Source organism: Pseudomonas sp. MPC6 (assembly GCF_006094435.1).
Lineage (GTDB): Bacteria > Pseudomonadota > Gammaproteobacteria > Pseudomonadales > Pseudomonadaceae > Aquipseudomonas.
Genome location: NZ_CP034783.1, coordinates 6495804 through 6517848 on the forward strand (window position 1 = coordinate 6495804; position 22045 = coordinate 6517848).

At 61.5% G+C, this 22045-nt stretch carries 18 protein-coding genes; 11 read left to right on the top strand and 7 right to left on the bottom strand.

From position 1 onward, the window contains the following. Positions 1-75 precede the first annotated feature (75 nt). The 5 genes from bioD to bioB all read right to left on the bottom strand — a co-directional run bounded on the left by bioD (position 76) and on the right by bioB (position 4686). Complete coding sequence (bioD, locus tag ELQ88_RS32370) at positions 76-756, bottom strand: dethiobiotin synthase (protein ID WP_128874014.1); 681 nt, start codon at positions 754-756, stop codon at positions 76-78. Further along, positions 753-1565 (bottom strand): malonyl-ACP O-methyltransferase BioC, encoded by an 813-nt coding sequence (bioC, locus tag ELQ88_RS32375; protein ID WP_128874015.1) that lies wholly within the window; start codon positions 1563-1565, stop codon positions 753-755. Before bioC ends, bioD begins: the two co-directional genes overlap by 4 nt. After that, the gene (locus ELQ88_RS32380) at positions 1558-2289 is read right to left on the bottom strand and encodes an alpha/beta fold hydrolase (protein WP_138969340.1); all 732 of its coding nucleotides are present in this window, start codon (positions 2287-2289) and stop codon (positions 1558-1560) included. Before ELQ88_RS32380 ends, bioC begins: the two co-directional genes overlap by 8 nt. Then, a complete protein-coding gene (gene bioF, locus ELQ88_RS32385; RefSeq protein ID WP_138969341.1) occupies positions 2282-3460 on the bottom strand; it encodes an 8-amino-7-oxononanoate synthase in 1179 nt (392 codons plus the stop codon). The genes ELQ88_RS32380 and bioF overlap by 8 nt, the downstream gene beginning before the upstream one ends. A gap of 170 nt (positions 3461-3630) precedes the next feature. Next, positions 3631-4686: a biotin synthase BioB gene (bioB, locus tag ELQ88_RS32395; protein WP_128874017.1), complete on the bottom strand. Its 1056-nt coding sequence runs from the start codon at positions 4684-4686 to the stop codon at positions 3631-3633. Between the two features lie 92 nt (positions 4687-4778). Here bioB and ELQ88_RS32400 point away from each other — a divergent pair, with 92 nt between their 5' ends. The 5 genes from ELQ88_RS32400 (at position 4779) to rarD (ending at position 10650) form a co-directional block, all read left to right on the top strand. Then, positions 4779-5519 carry a ComF family protein gene (locus ELQ88_RS32400; RefSeq protein WP_138969342.1) on the top strand — a complete coding sequence of 247 codons (741 nt, stop codon included), beginning with the start codon at positions 4779-4781 and terminating at the stop codon, positions 5517-5519. A 149-nt stretch (positions 5520-5668) separates the two neighbouring features. Then, on the top strand, positions 5669-6433 hold the full coding sequence (locus ELQ88_RS32405; RefSeq protein ID WP_128874019.1) for a TOBE domain-containing protein: 765 nt from the start codon (positions 5669-5671) through the stop codon (positions 6431-6433). 58 nt (positions 6434-6491) lie between these two features. Beyond that, a complete protein-coding gene (locus tag ELQ88_RS32410; RefSeq protein WP_138969343.1) occupies positions 6492-8393 on the top strand; it encodes a PhoX family phosphatase in 1902 nt (633 codons plus the stop codon). A 208-nt stretch (positions 8394-8601) separates the two neighbouring features. Further along, the gene (locus ELQ88_RS32415) at positions 8602-9576 is read left to right on the top strand and encodes a serine/threonine protein kinase (protein WP_064680141.1); all 975 of its coding nucleotides are present in this window, start codon (positions 8602-8604) and stop codon (positions 9574-9576) included. A 186-nt stretch (positions 9577-9762) separates the two neighbouring features. After that, positions 9763-10650, top strand: coding sequence for an EamA family transporter RarD (gene rarD, locus ELQ88_RS32420; RefSeq protein WP_128874021.1), 888 nt, complete (start codon positions 9763-9765; stop codon positions 10648-10650). Between the two features lie 213 nt (positions 10651-10863). Here the strand turns inward: rarD and ELQ88_RS32425 are convergent, their stop codons facing one another. Beyond that, the gene (locus ELQ88_RS32425; protein WP_128874022.1) at positions 10864-11382 is read right to left on the bottom strand and encodes a glycine cleavage system protein R; all 519 of its coding nucleotides are present in this window, start codon (positions 11380-11382) and stop codon (positions 10864-10866) included. Positions 11383-11926: 544 nt separating this feature from the next. On the opposite strand from ELQ88_RS32425, the gene ELQ88_RS32430 reads away from it, so the two are divergent. After that, positions 11927-14104: a malate synthase G gene (locus tag ELQ88_RS32430; protein WP_128874023.1), complete on the top strand. Its 2178-nt coding sequence runs from the start codon at positions 11927-11929 to the stop codon at positions 14102-14104. 87 nt (positions 14105-14191) lie between these two features. Here ELQ88_RS32430 and ELQ88_RS32435 read toward each other — a convergent pair whose 3' ends face one another. Then, positions 14192-14638, bottom strand: coding sequence for a response regulator (locus ELQ88_RS32435; protein WP_128874024.1), 447 nt, complete (start codon positions 14636-14638; stop codon positions 14192-14194). A gap of 253 nt (positions 14639-14891) precedes the next feature. Between ELQ88_RS32435 and ELQ88_RS32440 the strand changes: the two genes are divergently transcribed. The 5 genes from ELQ88_RS32440 to ELQ88_RS32460 all read left to right on the top strand — a co-directional run bounded on the left by ELQ88_RS32440 (position 14892) and on the right by ELQ88_RS32460 (position 22033). Beyond that, the gene (locus tag ELQ88_RS32440) at positions 14892-16832 is read left to right on the top strand and encodes a putative nucleotidyltransferase substrate binding domain-containing protein (RefSeq protein ID WP_128874025.1); all 1941 of its coding nucleotides are present in this window, start codon (positions 14892-14894) and stop codon (positions 16830-16832) included. After that, positions 16829-17536 (top strand): 3'-5' exonuclease, encoded by a 708-nt coding sequence (locus ELQ88_RS32445; RefSeq protein WP_128874026.1) that lies wholly within the window; start codon positions 16829-16831, stop codon positions 17534-17536. The genes ELQ88_RS32440 and ELQ88_RS32445 overlap by 4 nt, the downstream gene beginning before the upstream one ends. A 251-nt stretch (positions 17537-17787) precedes the next feature. Further along, on the top strand, positions 17788-18306 hold the full coding sequence (locus ELQ88_RS32450) for an RNA polymerase sigma factor (RefSeq protein WP_128874027.1): 519 nt from the start codon (positions 17788-17790) through the stop codon (positions 18304-18306). Next, the gene (locus ELQ88_RS32455) at positions 18303-19274 is read left to right on the top strand and encodes a FecR family protein (RefSeq protein WP_138969344.1); all 972 of its coding nucleotides are present in this window, start codon (positions 18303-18305) and stop codon (positions 19272-19274) included. Before ELQ88_RS32450 ends, ELQ88_RS32455 begins: the two co-directional genes overlap by 4 nt. A 320-nt stretch (positions 19275-19594) precedes the next feature. After that, complete coding sequence (locus ELQ88_RS32460; protein WP_138969345.1) at positions 19595-22033, top strand: TonB-dependent siderophore receptor; 2439 nt, start codon at positions 19595-19597, stop codon at positions 22031-22033. The last annotated feature ends 12 nt before the right edge of the window (positions 22034-22045 follow it).

Consider the following 22045-nt stretch of genomic DNA (forward strand, 5'->3'; position numbering starts at 1 on the left):
CGCGCAGGGTCGCGGCGTTGGCAGGTGAATTCAGCCAGGTGGGTTCAGCCAGGCGGGTTCAGCGAGGCGCAGCCCTCAATCCAGCAGATCCAACTGTAGATGCTCGGCCACCGCTTCGGCCGTCACCGATTTGAGTTTCGGCACGCGGCCAAGGCATGGCGCCGGGATTCGCTCGGCGAGTGTTGCCAGGTTCTCTTCCAGGCGCGCGGTTTTCGAATCGATGATATTGGCCACCCAACCCGCCAATTGCAGACCGTCCCGCGCAATGGCCTCTGCGGTCAGCAGCGCATGATTGATGCAACCCAAACGCACACCAACCACCAGGATCACCGGCAGGTCCAGCGCCATCGCCAGATCCGACAGGTTGTTCTGATCCGCCAGGGGCACGCGCCAGCCGCCGGCGCCTTCGATCAGGGTGAAGTCAGCCTGCAGGTCGAGAAGCTCGCGCATCGGCGTCAACAGTGATTGCACGGTCAATACCACGCCAGCCTCCCGCGCCGCCAGATGCGGAGCGATCGCCGGTTCGAATGCCACCGGGTTGACCTGGGCATAGGTCAAAGGCACCGAGCATTGCGCCATCAACGCCAGCGCGTCGGCATTGCGCAAGCCCTTGGGCGTGACGTCGCAGCCGGAAGCCACCGGCTTGCCCGCCGCCGTGCTCAAGCCTGCCAATCGCGCGGCATGCAGCAGGCCTGCGGCAATGGTGGTCTTGCCGATATCGGTGTCGGTGCCAGTGATGAAATAGGCTGCACTCATAATGGTTTCTCCAAAACGGCGTACACCACTTGATAAGTCGCCGGCAGACCTTCGGCCTGGCGAAACTGCTCATAGGCCTCGACCAGGCCGAGGATTCGCGCCCTGCCGGTCAAACCGCCCGGCCGACCGGGGTTCAGGTTGTGCGCACCCAGCGCCTTGAGTTCATGAGTCAGGCTGCGCACATCCGGGTAATGCAACACATGGGGACGGGTTTCCAGCTGCGCGACGGTCAACCCGCTGCCCGCGCAAAGCTGTTGATAAACCCCGAACTCACGGAAGCGATTGACGTGCACCATGCCGTCCACCTGACGCCAACTGTCTCGCAGTTCGTACAACGTACCCACGCACAGACTAGCAAATGCGAACATTCCGCCAGGTTTCAGCACTCGATGCGCTTCACTGAGCACCGCGGCGAAGTCTGCGCACCACTGCACCGCCAGGCTGGAGAAGATCAAATCGCAGGTCGAAGCCTGCAATGGCAGGCGCTCGGCATCCCCGGCGATGAAATGCGTGGCCCCACCCAGTGGCCGTGCGTGATTGAGCATACCTTCGGCGATGTCCAGCGCCACGCCGTGGCAGGCCGGGAAACGCTCGTTCAACGCCCGACTGAAGTGTCCGGTGCCGCACCCCAGGTCCAGCCAGCGACCGGGTACGAAGTCTTCCGGCAAGCGGTTCAACAACTGGCTGCCGACATCGCGCTGCAATTCGGCAACGCTGTCATAACTCGCCGCTGCGCGGGAAAAGGAGGCCGCCACCTGGCGCTTGTCAGGCAAGCCGCCGGGCAGGTTGGGAAAGGATAGATCAGTCATCGCCGAACTCATGCAAAAAGGCCTGGATCGCCCCCGCCACACCGTGGGGGTCTTCCAGAAGAAACGCGTGGCCGGCCCGTTCAATCAGGCCGATTTCGACATCCGGCAGCAACCCCAGCAGGGCTTGTGCGGCCTCGGCGGGAACCAGCCCGTCGAGCCCGGCGAACAGGTGCAATTGCGGGCCGCGGAATGCCTGCAGCGCTTGACGGGTATCCAGTTGCGCGAGCAGTTCCAGACCGTTTATCGCCACCGATGCACTGGTATGCGGCGCGCCGCCGAGCAACAGTCTCGATAACCCGCGCGGGTCTGCAGACCCCTGGGCGCAGAGCAGCGAAAAGCGTTTCAAGGTCGTGCGCGGTTCTGCCTTGCAGCCGGCCAGAAACGCGTCGAAGGTCTCGCCGGGCATCGCACTCGGCCATTGCTCATGGGCGACGAAGCAAGGATTGCTCGCCAGGGTCAGCAAGCCGCAGCAACGATCGCCGCGGCGGGCCGCCAACTCGGTGGCGAGCATACCGCCGAGGGACCAGCCACCCAGCCAGGCGTCCTGAGGCACGGTCGAATCCAGCTCATCCAGCCATTCTTCAAGATCGCTCGATTCCAGTTCCGGCAACGGCTCGATCTCGACCCGCAAGTGTTCATCCAGCCCCTGCAATGCCGCGGCCAATGGTTCCAGCGGTGAAATCCCCAGGCCCCAGCCGGGCAGCAGAATCAGACGATCACGCATGGTTTGGCTCCGGTCGCAGTTGTTGAAAACAATCGGCCAATCCATTCAACAATAGCTGCACCTGCGCCTCGCTGTGGGCAGCGCTCAAGGTCACGCGCAGTCGGGCGCTGCCGGCGGGCACGGTTGGCGGACGAATCGCTGTCACCATCAATCCGCGCTCGCGCAGCATCTGCGACAGTCGAACCGCACGCCCGGCATCGCCGATCATGATCGGCTGGATCGGCGTGAAGCTGTCCATCAGTTCCAGGCCAATCTGCTCGGCACCCTGGCGGAACTGGCGGATCAGCGTGTTCAGGTGCTCACGTCGCCAGTGTTCGCTGCGCAGCAGTTCCAGGCTTTTCAACGTCGCGCAGGCGAGGGCCGGTGGCTGGCTGGTGGTGTAGATGTAGGGGCGGGCGAACTGGATCAGCGTCTCGATCAGCTCTTCGCTGCCAGCGACAAAAGCACCGGCCGTACCGAACGCCTTGCCGAGGGTGCCGACCAGTACCGGCACGTCGTCCTGGCTCAGGCCGAAATGCTCGACGATCCCGCCGCCATTGGCGCCTAGCGGACCAAAGCCGTGGGCGTCATCGACCATCAGCCACGCGCCTTTGGCCTTGGCCTCCCGGGCCAGCGCCGGCAGGTCGGCGATGTCGCCGTCCATGCTGAACACGCCGTCGGTGACCACCAGCGTGTTACCGGTGGCCTTCTCCAGACGTTTGGCCAGACTCGCCGCGTCGTTATGCAGATAGCGATTGAAGCGCGCACCGGACAGCAGGCCCGCGTCCAGCAACGATGCGTGATTGAGGCGGTCTTCGAGCACCGTATCGCCCTGCCCCACCAGTGCGGTGACCGCGCCAAGGTTGGCCATGTAACCGGTGGTAAACAACAGCGCACGCGGGCGACCGGTCAGGTCGGCCAGCGCTTCTTCCAGCGCGTGATGCGGGCTGCTGTGGCCAATGACCAGGTGCGAAGCCCCGCCGCCGACGCCCCAACGGCTCGCACCGGCGCGCCAGGCTTCGATCACTTGCGGGTGATTGGCCAGGCCCAGGTAATCGTTGTTACAGAACGCCAGCAACGGCTGCCCATCGACCACCACTTCCGGGCCTTGAGGGCTTTCGAGCAGCGGGCGCTGGCGATAAAGGTTTTCGGCACGACGGGCAGCAAGGCGTGCGGCGAGATCGAAAGACATGCAGGCCTCTGAGGTCAAATCACATAACTCAGGTGAACACAATCCATGTGGGAGCGGGCTTGCTCGCGAAAGCGGCGGCACCGTCGACATCAATGTTGAATGTCATACCGCTTTCGCGAGCAAGCCCGCTCCCACATAGTTTTATATTCCAATCAAATCAACGGTGGCGATCAAACAGCCGCGTTATAAAACTGCTCGCTGCTCTTCTGCTCAACCAAAGCCTGCTCGATCGCCGCCTGATGCACTTCGTCGGCGTGTTCTTCGCGCGCTTCCGGCAGGATGCCCAGGCGCGAGAACAGCTGCATGTCCTTGTCGGCCTGCGGGTTCGCGGTGGTCAGCAGTTTGTCACCGTAGAAAATCGAGTTGGCGCCGGCGAAGAACGCCAGGGCCTGCATCTGTTCGTTCATGGCTTCGCGGCCAGCGGACAGGCGCACGTGAGACAGCGGCATCAGGATGCGGGCGACGGCGAGCATGCGGATGAAATCGAACGGGTCGATGTCGTCGGCGTTTTCCAGCGGCGTGCCAGCCACCTTCACCAGCATGTTGATCGGGACCGACTCCGGATGCTCCGGCAGGTTGGCCAACTGGATCAGCAGATTGGCGCGGTCATCCAGCGACTCACCCATGCCGAGGATGCCGCCGGAGCAGATCTTCATCCCCGACTCACGCACATAGGCCAGGGTTTGCAGGCGCTCGCTGTACGTACGGGTGGTGATGATGCTGCCGTAGAATTCCGGCGAGGTGTCGAGGTTGTGGTTGTAATAGTCGAGGCCAGCCTGGGCCAGCGCTTCGGTCTGGTCCTGATCCAGGCGACCGAGGGTCATGCAGGTTTCCAGGCCCATGGCTTTCACGCCTTTGACCATCTCCAGCACGTACGGCATGTCTTTGGCCGACGGATGTTTCCAGGCAGCGCCCATGCAGAAACGAGTCGAGCCGATGGCCTTGGCGCGAGCGGCCTCTTCGAGGACCTTCTGCACTTCCATCAGTTTTTCTTTTTCCAGGCCGGTGTTGTAGTGACCGGACTGCGGACAATATTTGCAATCTTCCGGGCAGGCGCCGGTTTTGATCGACAGCAGCGTCGACACCTGGACCCGGTTGGCGTCGAAATGCGCGCGGTGCACCGTCTGCGCCTGGAACAACAGGTCATTGAATGGCTGAACGAAGAGTGCTTTGACTTCAGCCAAAGACCAGTCATGACGCAGGGTTGCAGTGGTGCTGGCGCTCATGGGCGTTTCCTTTGTTTTATGCTTGGCAAGCGCCTGGGGATCGGAATATCCACAGGGCGACACGGATGTTTCAGCATATTTAAGGAAGAGCGATGCGCTGTCAACCACGATACGACGGATCGGTTTACATCTGGTTAAAAAACGTACAGCACTGCTTGCTGTGCGGCGAAACGTCCGATGACGCGACACCCATTTGCACCGCCTGTGAAACTGAGCTCCCCTGGCTCGGCGACCAATGTCAGACCTGCGCCCTGCCCTTGCCCGCCGCCGGCATGACGTGCGGCCAGTGCTTGAAGCAACCGCCGGCGTTCGAACGGGTCGCCGTTCCCTGGACCTACAGCTTTCCGGTCGACAGCCTGATCACCCGTTTCAAGCACAGCGCGAAATGGCCGTTCGGTCGCCTGCTCGCCGAACTGCTCGCCCGATTTCTACTGCATCGGTTCGATGAAGACCTGGATCGACCCGACACGCTGGTTCCGGTACCACTGGCGGCCAAACGCCTGCGCCAACGGGGTTTCAACCAGGCGGCGATGCTTGCCCGCTGGCTCGGCACCACCCTCGACATTCCTTGCGATGAAAGGCTGTTGCTGAGGGTCCAGGACACCAGCGCGCAACAGGCGCTGAAGGCCGCTGCCCGCAAAAACAACCTGCGCCATGCCTTCGCACTTGCCCCGGATGCACCGATCAAGGGTCGGCACCTGGCGCTGGTGGATGACGTGCTGACCACCGGCGCCACGGCCCAGGCACTGGCCCGTCTATTGATGGACGCCGGCGCTGCACGGGTCGATGTCTATTGCCTGGCCCGAACCCCCAAACCCGGCGACACGGTCTGACCGAAGGACACAAACCCTGTGGGAGCCTCTGTGGCGAGGGAGCTTGCTCCCTCGCCACAGAGGCTCCCACAAGGATCGGGTCTGACTTGACTCCCGCAGCCCAAGCCGCCAACGTCACTCCCCATCACCACCGCCCAAAGCGTCTAGCCATGTCCTTGCCTACGTTGTTGTCCCAGCACATTGTCCGTCGTCCGCAGCGCATTGCCTTGCTGCAACACATTGCCGAACAGGGTTCGATCACCCGTGCCGCAAAAAGCGCAGGCCTGAGTTACAAGGCGGCGTGGGATGCCATCGACGAGCTGAACAACCTCGCGCAGAAACCGCTGGTAGAGCGCAGTGTCGGCGGCAAGGGCGGCGGTGGCGCCAGACTGTCCAGCGAAGGCGAGCGCGTCTTGCGCCTTTATCAAAAGCTGCAAGCGCTGCAGGCTCAGGTGCTGGAAGCTGCCGAAGATGCCAGCGACCTCGACCTGCTCGGTCGATTGATGCTCCGGACCAGCGCGCGCAATCAATTGCACGGCAAGGTCGTGGCGATCGCGAGCCAGGGTCGCAACGACTTGATTCGACTGGAACTGGCCGAAGGCTTGGTCATCGATGCGCAGATCACCCACGACAGCACCCTGCGCCTGGAGCTGGAAAGCGGGATCGAAGTGGTGGCGCTGATCAAGGCCGGCTGGCTTGACCTGCTCGGCCCCGAGGACGATCCAACGCCGGGAAACAATTGCCTGACAGGCGTCATCGAAGAAATCCTCGATGCCGAAGACGGTCCCAGCGAAGTGCGCATCGGCTTGCCCAATGGCCAGACCCTGTGTGCGCTGGCCGAACCGCTGCACTTGCGGAGCCGGGGCCTGGCCAAGGGTAAGGCGGTACGGGTGCAGTTCGCGCCCTCCAACGTTTTGCTCGGTACACCGCTCTGAAACATTACCGTCACGATCGCTCTTTAAGGTGGCTGCAAAAACCCGCAGGGAGCCTGTTGTGAGCCTATTAGAAGAAAACCAGTCCACCGACCTCGAAACCATGGTCGGCCTCAGCCGTCGTGGCTTTATCAGCGCCGGCGCCCTGTGCGGTGCCGCGATGTTCCTCGGCGGCAACCTGCTGAGCCGTAGCGTGCTCGCTGCCAGTGTCAATGCAGGCACCGGCAAACTGTTGGGTTTTGACAGCATCCCCGCCGCTACCAGCGACACCATCAGCTTGCCGCCTGGCTACAAATCCTCGGTATTGATCAGCTGGGGCCAGCCGTTGCAAAAGGACGGCCCGGCGTTCGACCCGAGCGGCAACGGCACCGCCGAGCAACAGGAAGTCCAGTTCGGCGACAACAACGACGGCATGAGCCTGTTCGAGTTTCCTGCAGAGAAAGACCGGGCGTTGATGGCGATCAACAACGAGTACACCAACTACCGCTACCTCTACCCCCACGGCGGCATGCCGCAATCGGCCGACGATGTGCGCAAGGCACTGGCCTGCGAAGGCGTGTCGGTGATCGAGGTTCAGCGCAAGGACGGCCAGTGGCACTTCGTCCAGGGTTCGCGCTACAACCGGCGCATCCACGGTAACGCGCCGATCAGCCTGAGCGGCCCGGCCGCCGGCCATGAACTGCTGAAAACCAGCGCCGCCCCCCAGGGCAAGAACGTCCTCGGCACCTTCCAGAACTGCGCCAATGGCAAGACGCCCTGGGGCACTTACCTGACTTGCGAAGAGAATTTCACCGATTGCTTCGGCAGCAGCCATGCCGAGCAAAAATTCGATGCCGCGCAGAAACGCTACGGTGTGGTGGCGGCCAGTAAAGAGATCAACTGGCATCAGCACGACGAGCGTTTCGACCTGGCGAAGAACCCGAACGAGCTCAACCGTCATGGCTGGGTGGTGGAAATCGACCCGTTCGATCCGCAGTCGACCCCGGTCAAGCGCACGGCCCTGGGCCGCTTCAAGCATGAAAATGCCGCCCTGGCCGAAACCAAAGACGGTCACGCCGTGGTGTACATGGGCGACGACGAGCGCGGCGAATTCATTTACAAATTCGTCAGCCGCGACAAGATCAACCACCAGGACCCCAAGGCCAACCGCAACCTGCTGGACCATGGCACCCTGTACGTGGCGTGCTTCGACGCAGGCGACGGCAATGCCGATCACCCCAAGGGCCAGGGCGAATGGATCGAGCTGACCCACGGTAAAAACGGCATCGATGCCGGCAGCGGCTTTGCCGATCAGGCCGAAGTGCTGATTCACGCGCGCCTCGCCGCCAGCATGGTGAAAGCCACGCGCATGGACCGCCCGGAATGGATCGTCGTCAGCCCCAGGGATGGCCAGGTCTACTGCACCCTCACCAACAACGCCAAGCGCGGCGAGGACGGCCAACCGGTGGGCGGGCCGAACCCGCGTGAGAAGAACGTCTACGGGCAGATTTTGCGCTGGCGCACCGACCGTGACGATCACGGTGCCAAGACCTTTTCCTGGGACTTGTTCGTGGTGGCCGGCAACCCGGCCCTGCATGCCGGCACGCCGAAGGGCGGCTCGTCCAACATCACGCCACAGAACATGTTCAACAGCCCGGATGGCCTGGGCTTCGACAACGCCGGGCGGCTGTGGATTCTGACGGATGGCGATTCAAGCAATGCGGGTGATTTTGCCGGCATGGGCAACAACCAGATGCTGTGTGCCGACCCGACGACCGGGGAAATTCGGCGCTTCATGGTTGGGCCGGTGGGCTGCGAGGTGACGGGGATCAGCTTTTCGCCGGATCAGAAGACCTTGTTTGTGGGGATCCAGCATCCGGGGGAGAACGGTGGTTCAACATTCCCGGAGCATCTGCCCAATGGCAAGCCGCGGTCTTCGGTGATGGCGATCTCCCGGGAAGATGGCGGGATCGTCGGCGCCTGATGGGCCTCTTCGCGAGCAAGCCCGCTCCCACACTGGATATCCTGTGTGTCACAAATAGTGTGAACACCAATGATCCAGTGTGGGAGCGGGCTTGCTCGCGAAGGCGTCAGCCCGGACAACACTCATCTCAAGCCCAACCCCTAAAGACACCCCGTCTGCGCTACCATGCTTGGCCGGACGCGGCAGCCTGCTGCGCGCAGGAGTCAGCATGGCCCACCCGTTTGCAACCCTCACCCCAGACCTCGTGCTCGATGCCGTCGAAAGCATCGGCTTTCTCAGCGACGCGCGCATCCTGGCGCTCAACAGCTACGAAAACCGTGTCTATCAGGTCGGTATCGAAGACTCCGAGCCGCTGATCGCCAAGTTCTACCGTCCGCAACGCTGGACCAACGAGGCGATTCTCGAAGAGCACCAGTTCACCTTCGAACTCGCCGAATGCGACGTGCCCGTGGTCGCGCCGATGATTCACAACGGTGCCAGCCTGCACGAACACAACGGTTTTCGCTTCACCCTGTTCCCCCGCCGTGGCGGCCGCGCGCCGGAGCCAGGCAATCTCGACCAGCTGTATCGCCTCGGCCAACTGCTCGGTCGTTTGCATGCCGTGGGCGCGACCAAGCCGTTCGAACACCGTGAAGCCCTCGGCGTGAAAAACTTCGGTCACGACTCGCTGACGACCTTGCTCGAAGGCAATTTCGTCCCCAAAAGCCTGCTGCCGGCCTACGAGTCCGTGGCCCGCGACCTGCTCAAGCGGGTGGAAGAGGTCTACAAGGCGACACCGCACCAGAACATCCGCATGCACGGCGATTGCCACCCCGGCAACATGATGTGCCGCGACGAGATGTTCCATATCGTCGACCTCGATGACTGTCGAATGGGCCCGGCGGTGCAAGACATCTGGATGATGCTCGCCGGCGATCGCCAGGAATGCCTGGGCCAGTTATCGGAATTGATGGACGGCTACAACGAGTTCCACGACTTCGACCCGCGGGAACTGGCGCTGATCGAACCGCTGCGCGCCCTGCGCCTGATGCACTACAGCGCCTGGCTCGCCCGCCGCTGGGACGACCCGGCGTTCCCCCACAGCTTTCCGTGGTTTGGCAGCGAGCGGTATTGGGGGGATCAGGTGTTGGCGTTGCGCGAGCAGCTTGCTGCGCTCAATGAAGAACCACTAAAGCTTTTCTGATTCACATGGATCTGTAGGAGCCGGCTTGCTGGCGAAGAACGACAACGCGGTCTTATCTGTCGCACCGCGTGATCGTTCTTCGCTGGCAAGCCAGCTCCTACAGGGATCAGCACACCCATGGATCAGCACATCAAGACAAATCTCCTTACAATCCCTCTTTGTTAGCTACCTAAGCAAGGACTCTGCATGCAAGCCGCCAACCCGCGTCGCGGGTACATTCTGGGCCTGAGTGCCTACATCATCTGGGGATTGTTCCCGCTTTACTTCAAAGCCATCGCCAACGTGCCCGCCGTGGAGATCATCATCCACCGCGTGCTCTGGTCCGCCCTGTTCGGCGCCTTGCTGCTGATGGTCTGGAAACATCCGGGCTGGTGGCGCGAGTTGCGTGACAACCCGAAACGCCTGGCGATCCTGGCCCTGAGCGGCACGCTGATCGCGGCCAACTGGCTGACCTACGTCTGGGCGGTGAACAACGACCGCATGCTCGAAGCCAGCCTCGGTTACTACATCAACCCATTGGTGAATGTCCTGTTGGGCATGCTGATCCTCGGCGAACGGCTGCGACGCATGCAGTGGCTGGCCGTGGGTCTGGCGGCAGCCGGCGTTGCACAGCAGGTGTGGCAAGTCGGCAGCCTGCCGTGGGTGTCGCTGGTGCTGGCGGTGACCTTTGGCTTCTACGGATTGATTCGCAAACAGGCCCCCGTCAAGGCGCTGCCGGGCCTGGTGGCGGAAACCTGGATGCTGGTGCCGATTGCCGTCGCCTGGTTACTGTTCAATCCAGCGGCGAGTAGCGCCCAGGCCGAGTTCTGGACGACCTCCGAAGCCTGGTGGCTGGTGGCTGCCGGGCCGGTGACGTTGATACCCCTGGTATGTTTCAACGCCGCTGCACGGCATTTGCCCTACACGACGCTCGGATTTCTTCAGTACCTGGCGCCGACGCTGGTGCTGTTGCAGGCCGTCCTGTTGTTTGGTGAACAGCTGTCGTCGAGCACACTGCTGGCGTTCATCTTTATCTGGGCCGGCCTGGCGGTTTACAGCATCGATGCGTGGATAAGTCTGCGTCGCCGCAGCTGATCGAAAAACGTACAATCCTCCACAGGCCACGTCTTTCGTGGCCTGTATCGATCCTTCCCAAGGTTATCCACAGCGTGATCCCCGCCGTTTGTGCGCAACTTATTGAAACTGAACGTTTTTTGATCAGATGCTGAAGAAGCCCGGTCGACGTGGCCTGGCGGGCTGTCTCTACAGGTTATCCACAGGCAGGTGCACGTTTAAACTGGATAACCTTCAAGGCTCACTGCGCAATACCAGCTCCACCATCAGGTCGTCGGCCAGGGTTTCCAGGCGCGACTGCAATACATCCAGCGACAATGTCAGCGGCACCGCAAGTATCGCTTCGGCGTGAAACAACGGCTCGCTGCTCATTGGCGCCGGGCGTACCTCAGTCACCAGCTGCTCGAGGTTCACCCCCTGTTCGCTCAGCAAACGGGTAATGTCTCGGACGATCCCCGGCCGATCATTGCCCACCAGCTCCATCGCAATCGGCTTCCAGGTACAGGATTGCTCGATGCCACTTTCGGCAATCAGCACCCGAATGCCATGGGCGGATAATGCCTGCAGGGCGTCCACCAGTTCGTCGTAGGCTTCGGCTGGCACGCCCACCCGAAGAATCCCGGCGAACTGCCCGGCCATGCGCGACATTCGACTTTCCAGCCAGTTTCCGCCGTGCTCGGCGATGCACTGGGCGATGCGCTCGACCTGCCCAGGCTTGTCCGGAGCGATTACGGTGAGTACGAGGTGGTCCATGGCGCAGCCCTCTTTATCATGACTTTTGTTATAGAAGAGCAAGTATAGGCAAGGGGCGATTCTGTGTTGAATCGTCTGACGCCTTCGCTGGCAAGCCAGCTCCTACAGTTATCGCGCAAGGCCCTGTAGGAGCTGGCTTGCCAGCGAATGAAGGCACCACCGATCTGATGCGAACAACAAATCGTGTACAAGTTTTGATATTTAACTGGAACAATCTATTAGTTTTTTGAGAACATCCCGTTCCCCGACCTGACCGCAATGCGTCATAGGGTCGCAGAACGACGTAATTAGTCTAATTTTCACAAGCGCAATTCATCATGTAGTATGCCGCAGCGCGCACTACATAACGTGGATCGATGTCTGCCACAGGCGCAATCGCAACCCTGAAAGCCCCGTCATCAAGGCCTCAAGCCGTTGATTGGTCAAAACCCAGCCGCCCGCATGGCATGTACTGGTAGACGGGTTTGTGGTTTAAATGGCCAGAGGCTTCATTGTTAAATTGAAGAGCTGAAAAGCGAAATAGCTGAGCAGAGTGAGGCAAGCAATGACTGAACACGTTCAAGTCGGTGGCCTGCAGGTCGCCAAAGTCCTGTTCGACTTCGTGAACAACGAAGCCATTCCCGGTACCGGCCTCACCGCCGATAAGTTCTGGGCCGGTGCCGACAAGGTCATTCATGACCTGGCGCCGAAGAACAAAGCCCTACTCGCCAAACGCGATGATTTCCAGGCTCGTATCGATGGCTGGCACCAATCCCGTGCCGGTCAACCGCATGACGCCGTGGCCTATAAAGCCTTCCTGCAAGACCTGGGTTATCTGCTGCCAGAAGTGGCCGATTTCCAGGTAACGACGCAAAACGTCGATGACGAAATCGCCCGCATGGCCGGTCCACAGCTCGTGGTGCCGGTCATGAACGCCCGTTTCGCGCTCAATGCCTCGAACGCCCGCTGGGGTTCGCTGTACGACGCGCTCTACGGCACCGACGCCATCAGCGAAGCTGACGGCGCGGAAAAAGGCAAAGGCTACAACAAGGTTCGTGGCGACAAGGTGATTGCCTTCGCCCGCGCCTTCCTCGACGAAGCGGCGCCATTGGCGGCCGGCACTCACGTCGATTCCACCGCCTACAAAATCGTTGACGGCAAACTGGTGGTCGCCCTTAAAGGCGGCAGCAACACCGGCCTGCGCAACGATGCCCAGCTGATCGGCTTCCACGGCGATGCAGCGGCACCGACCGCGATCCTGCTGAAAAACAACGGCCTGCACTTCGAAATCCAGGTCGACGCCAGCACCCCGGTCGGCCAGACCGACGCCGCCGGCGTCAAAGACATCCTGATGGAAGCCGCGCTGACCACCATCATGGACTGCGAAGACTCGGTCGCCGCCGTCGATGCCGACGACAAAGTGGTGATCTACCGCAACTGGCTCGGCCTGATGAAGGGCGATCTGTCGGAAGAAGTGTCCAAGGGCGGTCAGACCTTTACCCGCACCATGAACGCCGACCGCACCTACACCGGTATCGATGGCAAGGAACTGAGCCTGCACGGTCGTTCGCTGTTGTTCGTGCGTAACGTCGGTCACCTGATGACCATCGACGCGATCCTCGACAAAGACGGCAACGAAGTGCCGGAAGGCATCCTCGACGGTCTGGTGACCAGCCTCGCGGCCATCCACAGCCTCAACGGCAACAATTCGCGCAAGAACAGCCGCACCGGCTCGGTCTATATCGTCAAGCCGAAGATGCACGGCCCGGAAGAAGCCGCGTTCACCAACGAGCTGTTCGGTCGCATCGAAGAGGTGTTGGGCCTGCCGCGCAATACCCTGAAAGTCGGGATCATGGACGAGGAGCGCCGTACCACGGTCAACCTCAAGGCCTGCATCAAGGCCGCCAGCGAGCGCGTGGTGTTCATCAACACCGGCTTCCTCGATCGCACCGGCGATGAAATCCACACCTCCATGGAAGCCGGCCCGATGGTGCGCAAGGCGGACATGAAGGCCGAGAAGTGGATCGGCGCCTACGAAAACTGGAACGTCGATATCGGTTTGAGCACCGGCCTGCAAGGTCGCGCCCAGATCGGTAAAGGCATGTGGGCCATGCCGGACCTGATGGCGGCGATGCTGGAACAGAAAATCGCTCACCCGCTGGCCGGCGCCAACACCGCCTGGGTGCCTTCGCCGACCGCCGCGGCATTGCACGCGCTGCACTATCACAAGGTCGATGTGTTCGCCCGTCAGGCCGAACTGGCCCAACGTGCGCGCGCGTCGGTCGACGACATCCTGACCATCCCGCTGGCGGTGAACCCGCAGTGGACCGCGGAACAGATCAAGAACGAACTGGACAACAACGCCCAGGGCATTCTCGGTTACGTGGTGCGCTGGATCGACCAGGGCGTAGGTTGCTCGAAGGTGCCGGATATCAACGACGTCGGCCTGATGGAAGACCGTGCGACCTTGCGGATTTCCAGCCAGCACATCGCCAACTGGCTGCGCCACGGTATCGTCACTGAAGATCAGGTCATGGAAAGCCTCAAGCGCATGGCGCCGGTGGTTGACCGCCAGAACGCCAATGACCCGCTGTACCGCCCGCTGGCACCGGACTTCGACAGCAACGTCGCCTTCCAGGCGGCGGTCGAACTGGTGGTCGAAGGCAGCAAACAACCGAACGGCTACACCGAGCCGGTTCTGCACCGTCGTCGTCGCGAGTTCAAGGCTGCCAATGGCCTGTAACTGAGCACTGATGCTGGATATAAAAAAGCCCTGATCGAAAGATCAGGGCTTTTTTGTCTGAGCAAGATCAAAAGATCTTTTAGCCGCTCACAAATCCATTCCCAACTCATGCTTGACCAGCTCTAACAGCTTGCCGGTATCGACAGGCTTGAGCAAAAAGTCCACCACACTCAGATGCATGGCGGCGATCGCGTCTTTCACGTCGGCGTCACCGGAAACGATGATGAACGGCATGGCCGCCCGTACTGATTCACGTACCTGGCGGATCAAGTCCAGGCCATCGACATGTCCCATTCGCAGATCGGTGATCACCAGGCCAATCGACGGCTTCTCGCTCAACATCTTGAGTGCGGTTTCGCCGCTGGCTGCGGTCATGCACCGAATGCCATCCAGGCCGAGAATCTCTGCCAGCAGCTCTCGCGCGTCTTTATCGTCGTCGACGATCAGCACCCGCTGCGGCGGCAAGTCAGGCTCGAGCATGACCGCACTCAGCGCTTCGCGCTCGGCGTCACTCAAAATATCGTGGTCGGACATGGCTAACTCTACAGTTCAAATTCAATCACCTGACTCATTCGTCAGACATCGCCAGCAAGACCTTCAATGTGCCCTTCGTCGGAAAGATCTCCTATAGCCAATGTAGGAGGCTTTTCTGAAAGTTGCGTCAGATATTTCCTAACTTCCACCCGCTGCACTTGCCGACCTAGACTTACGTCCAATGGGCACCCAGAGCGCAGGGGCCGACCATGGCTCAGTCATCCGACAACAACAATTCAAAAAGACTGCGGTAATGGTTATGAGTAAAGCGGACGCCTTCACACAGGCAGGGAAAACCGCGGTGTTGCAAAACATCCAGGGCACTTTGCAATTTCTTTCGCGCTTCCCGCCCTTCAGCCAAATGGAACACGCCCACCTGGCGTACCTGGTCGAGCAATGTCAGCTGCGTTTTTATGCGCCCGGCGAGAGCATCATCAAGCCCGCCGATGGCCCGGTTGAGCATTTCTACATCGTCAAACAAGGCCAGGTCGTGGGTGAACGTCCCCACACGGCCAAAGGCGGAACTGAAACCACCTTCGCCATCACCACCGGCGAGTGTTTCCCCCTAGCCGCGCTGTTGGGTGAGCGCGCGACCCGCACCGAACACCTGGCCGCCGAAGACACCTTTTGCCTGCAGCTGAACAAGCTGGCGTTCATCAAACTGTTCGCGCTGTCCAGCGCGTTTCGCGACTTTGCCCTGCGCGGCGTCAGCAGCCTGCTGGATCAGGTCAACCAGCAAGTCCAGCAAAAAGCCGTGGAAACCCTGGGCACCCAGTACTCACTGAACACCCGGCTGGGTGATCTGGCCATGCGTCACCCAGTGACCTGCAGCCCCGCCACGCCATTGCGGGCCGCCGTGACACTGATGCACGACCAGCAAGTCGGCAGCATCGTCATCGTCGACGAGCAGAAAGCCCCGCTGGGCATTTTTACCCTGCGCGACCTGCGCCATGTGGTGGCCGACGGCACGGACGACTTCAATGAAGCCATCGAGCGCCACATGACCCAGGCGCCGTTTTTCCTGTCGCCGGACCACAGCGCCTTCGACGCGGCGATCGCCATGACCGAACGGCACATCGCCCACGTCTGCCTGGTCAAGGACCATCGCCTGTGCGGCGTCGTGTCCGAGCGGGATCTGTTTTCCCTGCAGCGGGTCGACCTGGTGCACCTGGCACGGACCATCCGCAGCGCCCAGCGCGTGGAAAACCTGGTGGCATTGCGCGGCGAGATTGGCCAACTGGTGGAGCGCATGCTGGCCCACGGCGCGTCGTCGACCCAGATCACCCACATCATCACCCTGCTCAACGACCATACCGTGTGCCGGGTCATCGAGTTGACCCTCGCCGATAAAGGCGACCCCGGCATCCCATTCAGCTGGCTGTGCTTCGGCAGCGAAGGCCGCCGCGAGCAGACGCTGCACACCGATCAGGACAACGGCATTCTGTTCGAGGCCCGGGACGCGGCCCATGCCGCCGAGATCCGCGGCAAGCTGTTGCCGATCGCCCAGCAGATCAACCAGAGCCTGGCGCTCTGCGGCTTCACCTTGTGCAAGGGCAACATCATGGCCGGCAATCCCGAGCTGTGTCTGTCCCGGGCCGAGTGGGCGCGGCGTTTTGCGGCGTTTATCCGCGAAGCAACGCCGGAGAACCTGCTGGGCTCGAGCATCTACTTCGACTTGCGCGTGGTCTGGGGTGACGAGCAGGGCTGCGAGCAGCTGCGCCGGGGGATTCTCGAACAGGTCGAAGACAACCGGTTGTTCCAGCGCATGCTGGCCGAGAACGCCCTGCGCAATCGTCCCCCCGTAGGACGTTTCCGTGACTTCGTGCTGGCTCGCAAGCATGGCGAGAAAGCCACGCTGGACCTGAAAATCCAGGGCCTGACCCCCTTCGTCGACGGCGCTCGCTTACTGGCACTGGCCCACGGGATCGAAACGAACAATACCCTGGAGCGCTTTCGCCAGCTGGTGGACAAAGAGGTCATCGATCGGCTGGACGGCGCGGCGTACGAAGAGGCTTATCACTTCATTCAGCAAACCCGCATGCAGCAACATCAGCTCCAGACCCGGGAGAATTTGCCCCACTCCAACCGGGTCGACCCCGACAGCCTCAATCATCTGGATCGACGGATCCTGCGCGAATCCTTGCGCCAGGCCCAACGCCTGCAAAGCAGCCTGGCCCTGCGGTATCAGCTATGAGCCTGTTTTCATGGCTGCGCCCGTCAGGCCCGATGCTCTCCGGCGACCTTCAACTGCGTCTGCAACGCTTGCCGACGGCGGCCGCGCCGGGTGACTGCAGCCTGCGCGAACAGCGTTGGGTGGTACTCGACCTGGAAACCACCGGGCTGAACCTGAACAAGGATCGAGTACTGTCCATCGGCGCGGTGGTGATCGAGGATGGGGCGATCGACTTCAGCCAGCAATTCGAACGCACCTTGCAATGCAGCGAGCTCAAACTCGGCCCCAGCGTGTTGATTCACGGCCTGAGCCCCAGCGCAATCGCCGCCGGCAGCGACCCGGCCCACGCCTTGCTCGACTTCATGGAGTTTGTCGGTGACAGCCCCGTGCTGGCTTTTCATGCGCCGTTCGACCAACACATGCTCGGGCGCGCGTTGAAAGATCATCTGGGCCACAAGCTGCAACATCTGTTTTTTGATGTTGCGGATATCGCGCCGCTCCTGTGTCCACAAGCGAATATTCGCGAGGCCGGGCTGGATGAGTGGATCGACTGGTTCAAGCTGGAGGTGTTCGAGCGGCACAACGCCAGCGCCGACGCACTGGCCACGGCAGAACTGGCGCTGATCCTGTTCAGCCGGGCGCGGCAGCAGCAGATTGATAGTCCGTTGGATCTGCAGCAGCGGTTGAGACAGTGGAAACGCAGGCAGCGCGCGCCGTCCTTCTAGATGCGCGGTGTCTGTTCCGGCCTCTTCGCCGGCAAGCCTGGCTCCTACAGGGTTATGGGTCGCCCACGAAATCGGCGAACGACTCAACATCCCTGTAGGAGCCAGGCTTGCCGGCGAACAACGATAACTCGGTCCCTCTGAACACAACCGGTCCAAACCACCCGACCAGTGGCCAATTGCTTACCTCCCCCGCCTCTGCCACAATCGCGAATAATTCTCGTTAGTTAACACTTCCCAATCGGTGATACGGCGTGCCGTCAGTCCAAAGCCCCCAGAGTGAGCTCGTTGGCGCGTTGTATCGCGACCATCGCAGCTGGCTATTGGCCTGGCTGCGACGCAACGTGGCCTGTCCACAACGGGCCGAGGACCTGAGCCAGGACACCTTCGTCCGCCTGCTGGGCCGTGATGAACTCAAGGAACCTCGCGAACCGCGGGCGTTTCTGGTGGCGATCGCCAAGGGCCTGCTGTTCGACTATTTCCGCCGCGCCGCGCTGGAACAGGCCTACCTGACCGAACTGATGCTGATCCCCGAAGCCGAACAACCTTCGGTGGAAGAGCAACAGCTGATCCTCGAAGACTTGAAAAACATCGACCGCCTGCTCGGCCAACTCTCGAGCAAGGCCCGGGCCGCGTTTCTCTATAACCGCCTCGACGGCCTCGGCCACGCGGAGATCGCCGAGCGCCTGGGCGTGTCGGTGTCGCGGGTGCGTCAATACCTGGCCCAGGGCATTCGTCAGTGCTACATCGCACTGTACGGTGAGCCGGTATGAGCCCGGCCAGCTCCAAACCGGTGTCGGCGCAGGTGCTGGATGCCGCCATCGCCTGGCAACTGACCCTGGATGGCGGCAACCCGGTCGATCGCGAAGAATTCGCCAAGTGGCACGCCGCCCACGAAGAACATGCCCGGGCCTGGCGCCAACTGGGCATGCTCGATGCGCGCTTCAGCGTTGCCAACGGGCCGGCCCGCGCAGCCTTGCTGCAATCGCGCGAAAGCATTCGCCGACAGGTGCGCAAACTGGGCAGCGGCCTGGCGAGCGTCGTGGCCGTGATCGGCCTGGCGCTGTTCGCCGGTGATCGTTATCTGCCGCTCGACTATTGGCTGGCCGACCAGCGCACCGCCACTGGCGAGCAACGCACCCTGCGCCTGAGCGACGGCACGCTGGTCAGCCTCAACACCCACAGTGCCATGGACGTGCGCTTCGATGACAAGCAGCGGCTAATCATTCTGCAGGAAGGGGAAATCCTCGTCGAAACCGGGCATGGCGATGCCCGGCCGTTCATCGTCGAAACCCGCGAAGGCAGCATGCGCGCACTGGGCACGCGGTTCCTGGTCAAGCGCGAGGAACAAGGCACGCGCCTGAGCGTACTGCAATCGGCGGTGGCCGCCCATCCGCAATCACGCCCTGAAGAACAGATTCTGCGCGAAGGCCAGCAAGTGCTGATACGCAACAACGGCCTCGACCCGATCATCGCCCTCAACCTCGGTGCCGATGTCTGGACCCGCGGCATGCTGGTCGTGGACAACATGAGGCTGGAAGACTTGATCAAGGAACTTGGCCGTTATCGCCGCGGGCATCTGGGCGTTGCGCCCGAGATTGCCGACCTGCGAATCACCGGCAGTTTCCCGCTGCACGACACCGACCTGGCCTTGACCGCCTTGCTGCCGACCCTGCCGGTGCAGATCGAACAGCACACGCCCTGGTGGGTGACAGTGGCGAAGGCTCAAGCCAAGCCCTGAGCAATGTTGTGCCTGCCAAGCCGCTTGTGTCTTGCGGTCAACACCAAACCTGTAGGAGCCGGCTTGCCGGCGAAGGCGTCCTCATTGGCTATGCAAGGCTCGAGGCCGCCTTCGCTGGCAAGCCAGCTCCTACAGGGTTTTGCGTTGAACAGTAACGCTGTGAACATCACAGAACCTGTGGGAGCGTGGCTTGCCCGCGAAGAGGCCGGCAGCTTCACCGCAATTGATGAATCGAAATTATTTTCATCCACCCCTGTCACTTTTGCATTCTCGTTCGGCACCTAGGCAATTGAGAAATATTTACATTCAGGAGCCGCCGTATGTCCCGCTCGCTAGACACCTTGTTGCGCCCCGGTTTGCTGGCCGTCGCCATTGCCCTCTGTGCCCCTCTGGCCAGCGGTCAACTGATCGCCGCCGAACAGGCGTCCAGCGTTCGCGCCTACAACCTGCCGGCCGCGCCACTGGCCAGCACGCTGAACCAGATCGCCAGCCAGGCCGGCCTGGCGCTGTCGCTGAATCCATCCCTGGCGGCAGGCAAAACCTCGGCCCCTGTCCAAGGCCAGTTCGACGCTGCCGGCGCCCTGCGCGAAGCCCTGCGTGGCACCGGCCTGCAGCTGGAACAGAGCAGCGCTGGCACCTATAGCCTGGTGGCCGTGCCCGAGGGGGTGATGGCGCTGCCGGAAACCGCCGTCATCGGCGTGGAAAACACCGAGAGCGCCTGGGGCCCGGTGGAAGGCTACCTGGCCACCCGCACCGCCGCCGGCACCAAGACTGACACCGCCCTGGTCGAAGCCCCGCGTTCGATTTCGGTCGCCACCCGGCAGCAGATGGACGACCGCAAAGTGCAAAACATCGATGATGCCGTGCGCTACATGCCCGGGATCACCGCCAGCAGCTACGGCAGCGACACCCGCGCCGACTGGCTGCGGGTGCGCGGTTTCGAACCGACGCAATTCCTCGACGGCCTGCCGCTGCCCAAAGGCGTGTACGCCAACCCGAAACAGGAAACCTGGAACCTGGATCGCCTCGCCCTGCTGCGCGGCCCGGCTTCGTCGGTGTACGGCCAGACCCCGCCAGGCGGTTTGCTGGACATGGTCAGCCGCCGCCCCAGCGCCGAGTCGAGCAACGAAATCCAGGTGCAATACGGCAGCGACAACCATCGCCAGATCAACTTCGCCAGCACCGGCAAGATCGACGAGGAAGGCCGATTCCTCTACGGCCTGAGCGGCGTGATACGCGACAGCGGCACCCAGATCGACCACGTCGACAACAAACGCTACAACATTGCGCCGAGCCTGACCTGGAACATCGACGACGACACCCGCTTCACCCTGCTCACGCAGTTCACCCGTGACGATACCGGAACCACCAGTCAGTTCTATCCCATCCAGGGCACCAAGATCGACATGCCCTTCGGCAAGATCTCCCACCACAAGAATCTGGGTGATCCGAATTACGAATACTACGACCGCACCTACTACGCACTGGGCTACGCCTTCGAACATCGGCTGAACGACGTATGGCAGTTCCGGCAAAATCTGCGCTACACCAAGTCTGATCTGTCGTTCCAGGCAATCACCGTCAACAGCTACTTCCCGGAGTTTGGACTGGTCGTCGACGATGAAGGCAATACCGGGCGGGGCACCACCAATGTGGACGAAGATATCAGCCAGTTCGCGGTGGATAACAATTTCCAGGGCGACTTTGCCACTGGCGATATCCAACATACGCTGCTGATCGGGCTCGACCACCAGCGTAACAACACCAACTACACCTCAATCTTCGGTTCCGCCCCAAGCATCAACGTCAATCACCCGGAATATGGCTTGCCGATCACACGCCCACCTCGCTCCGCAGCATTCTATGACTACGACCAAAAAACTCGTCAGACCGGACTGTACATCCAGGACCAGATGGCTCTGGACCAATGGCGCCTGACCGTGGGTGGGCGTGAGGATTGGGTCCACACCGGGACTAAATTCTTTAACAAAGGCGATGCCACCAACACCGAGCGCGACAAGAAATTCAGCGGCAACGCGGCAATCAGCTACGTGTTCGACAACGGTTTCGTGCCCTACTTGTCCTACGCCGAATCATTCCAGCCGACCAGCAACGCCACGGCGTCACCGACCGACTCGTTCAAGCCGACCGAGGGCAAACAATGGGAACTGGGCATCAAGTACCAACCGCCTGGCAGCAACACCCTGCTGACCGCTGCGGTGTACAACCTGACCCAGAAAAACGTCTCCGTCACTACCACCAACTCGGACAACGTGCCGATCACCAGCCAAACCGGTGAAGTCAAAGTCAAAGGCCTGGAACTGGAAGCCGTTTCAGACGTGACCGACAACCTCAAGGTCATCGCCGCCTACACCCTGGCCAAGTCCGAAGTGCAAAAAGGCGACTTCAAAGGCAACCGCCTGCAACTGATGCCCAACCAACAGGCCTCGCTGTGGGCCGATTACACCTGGCACAACGGCGTGCTGGACGGCTTCGGCATCGGCGCCGGCGCGCGTTACACCGGCAATACCTACGGCGATCAGGGCAATACCTGGCTGGGCAAGGCCGACGCCTACACCGTGTTCGATGCAGCGGTGCATTACGACCTGGGGCGTCTGGATAACAGCCTCAAAGGCGCCTCCCTGGCACTCAACGCGACCAACCTGTTCGACAAGGACTACATCTCCACCTGCGACAGTTTTTATTGCTACTACGGCGACCAACGCAGTGTCGTCGCCAGTGCCACGTACAAGTGGTAATTGCTTGATCTG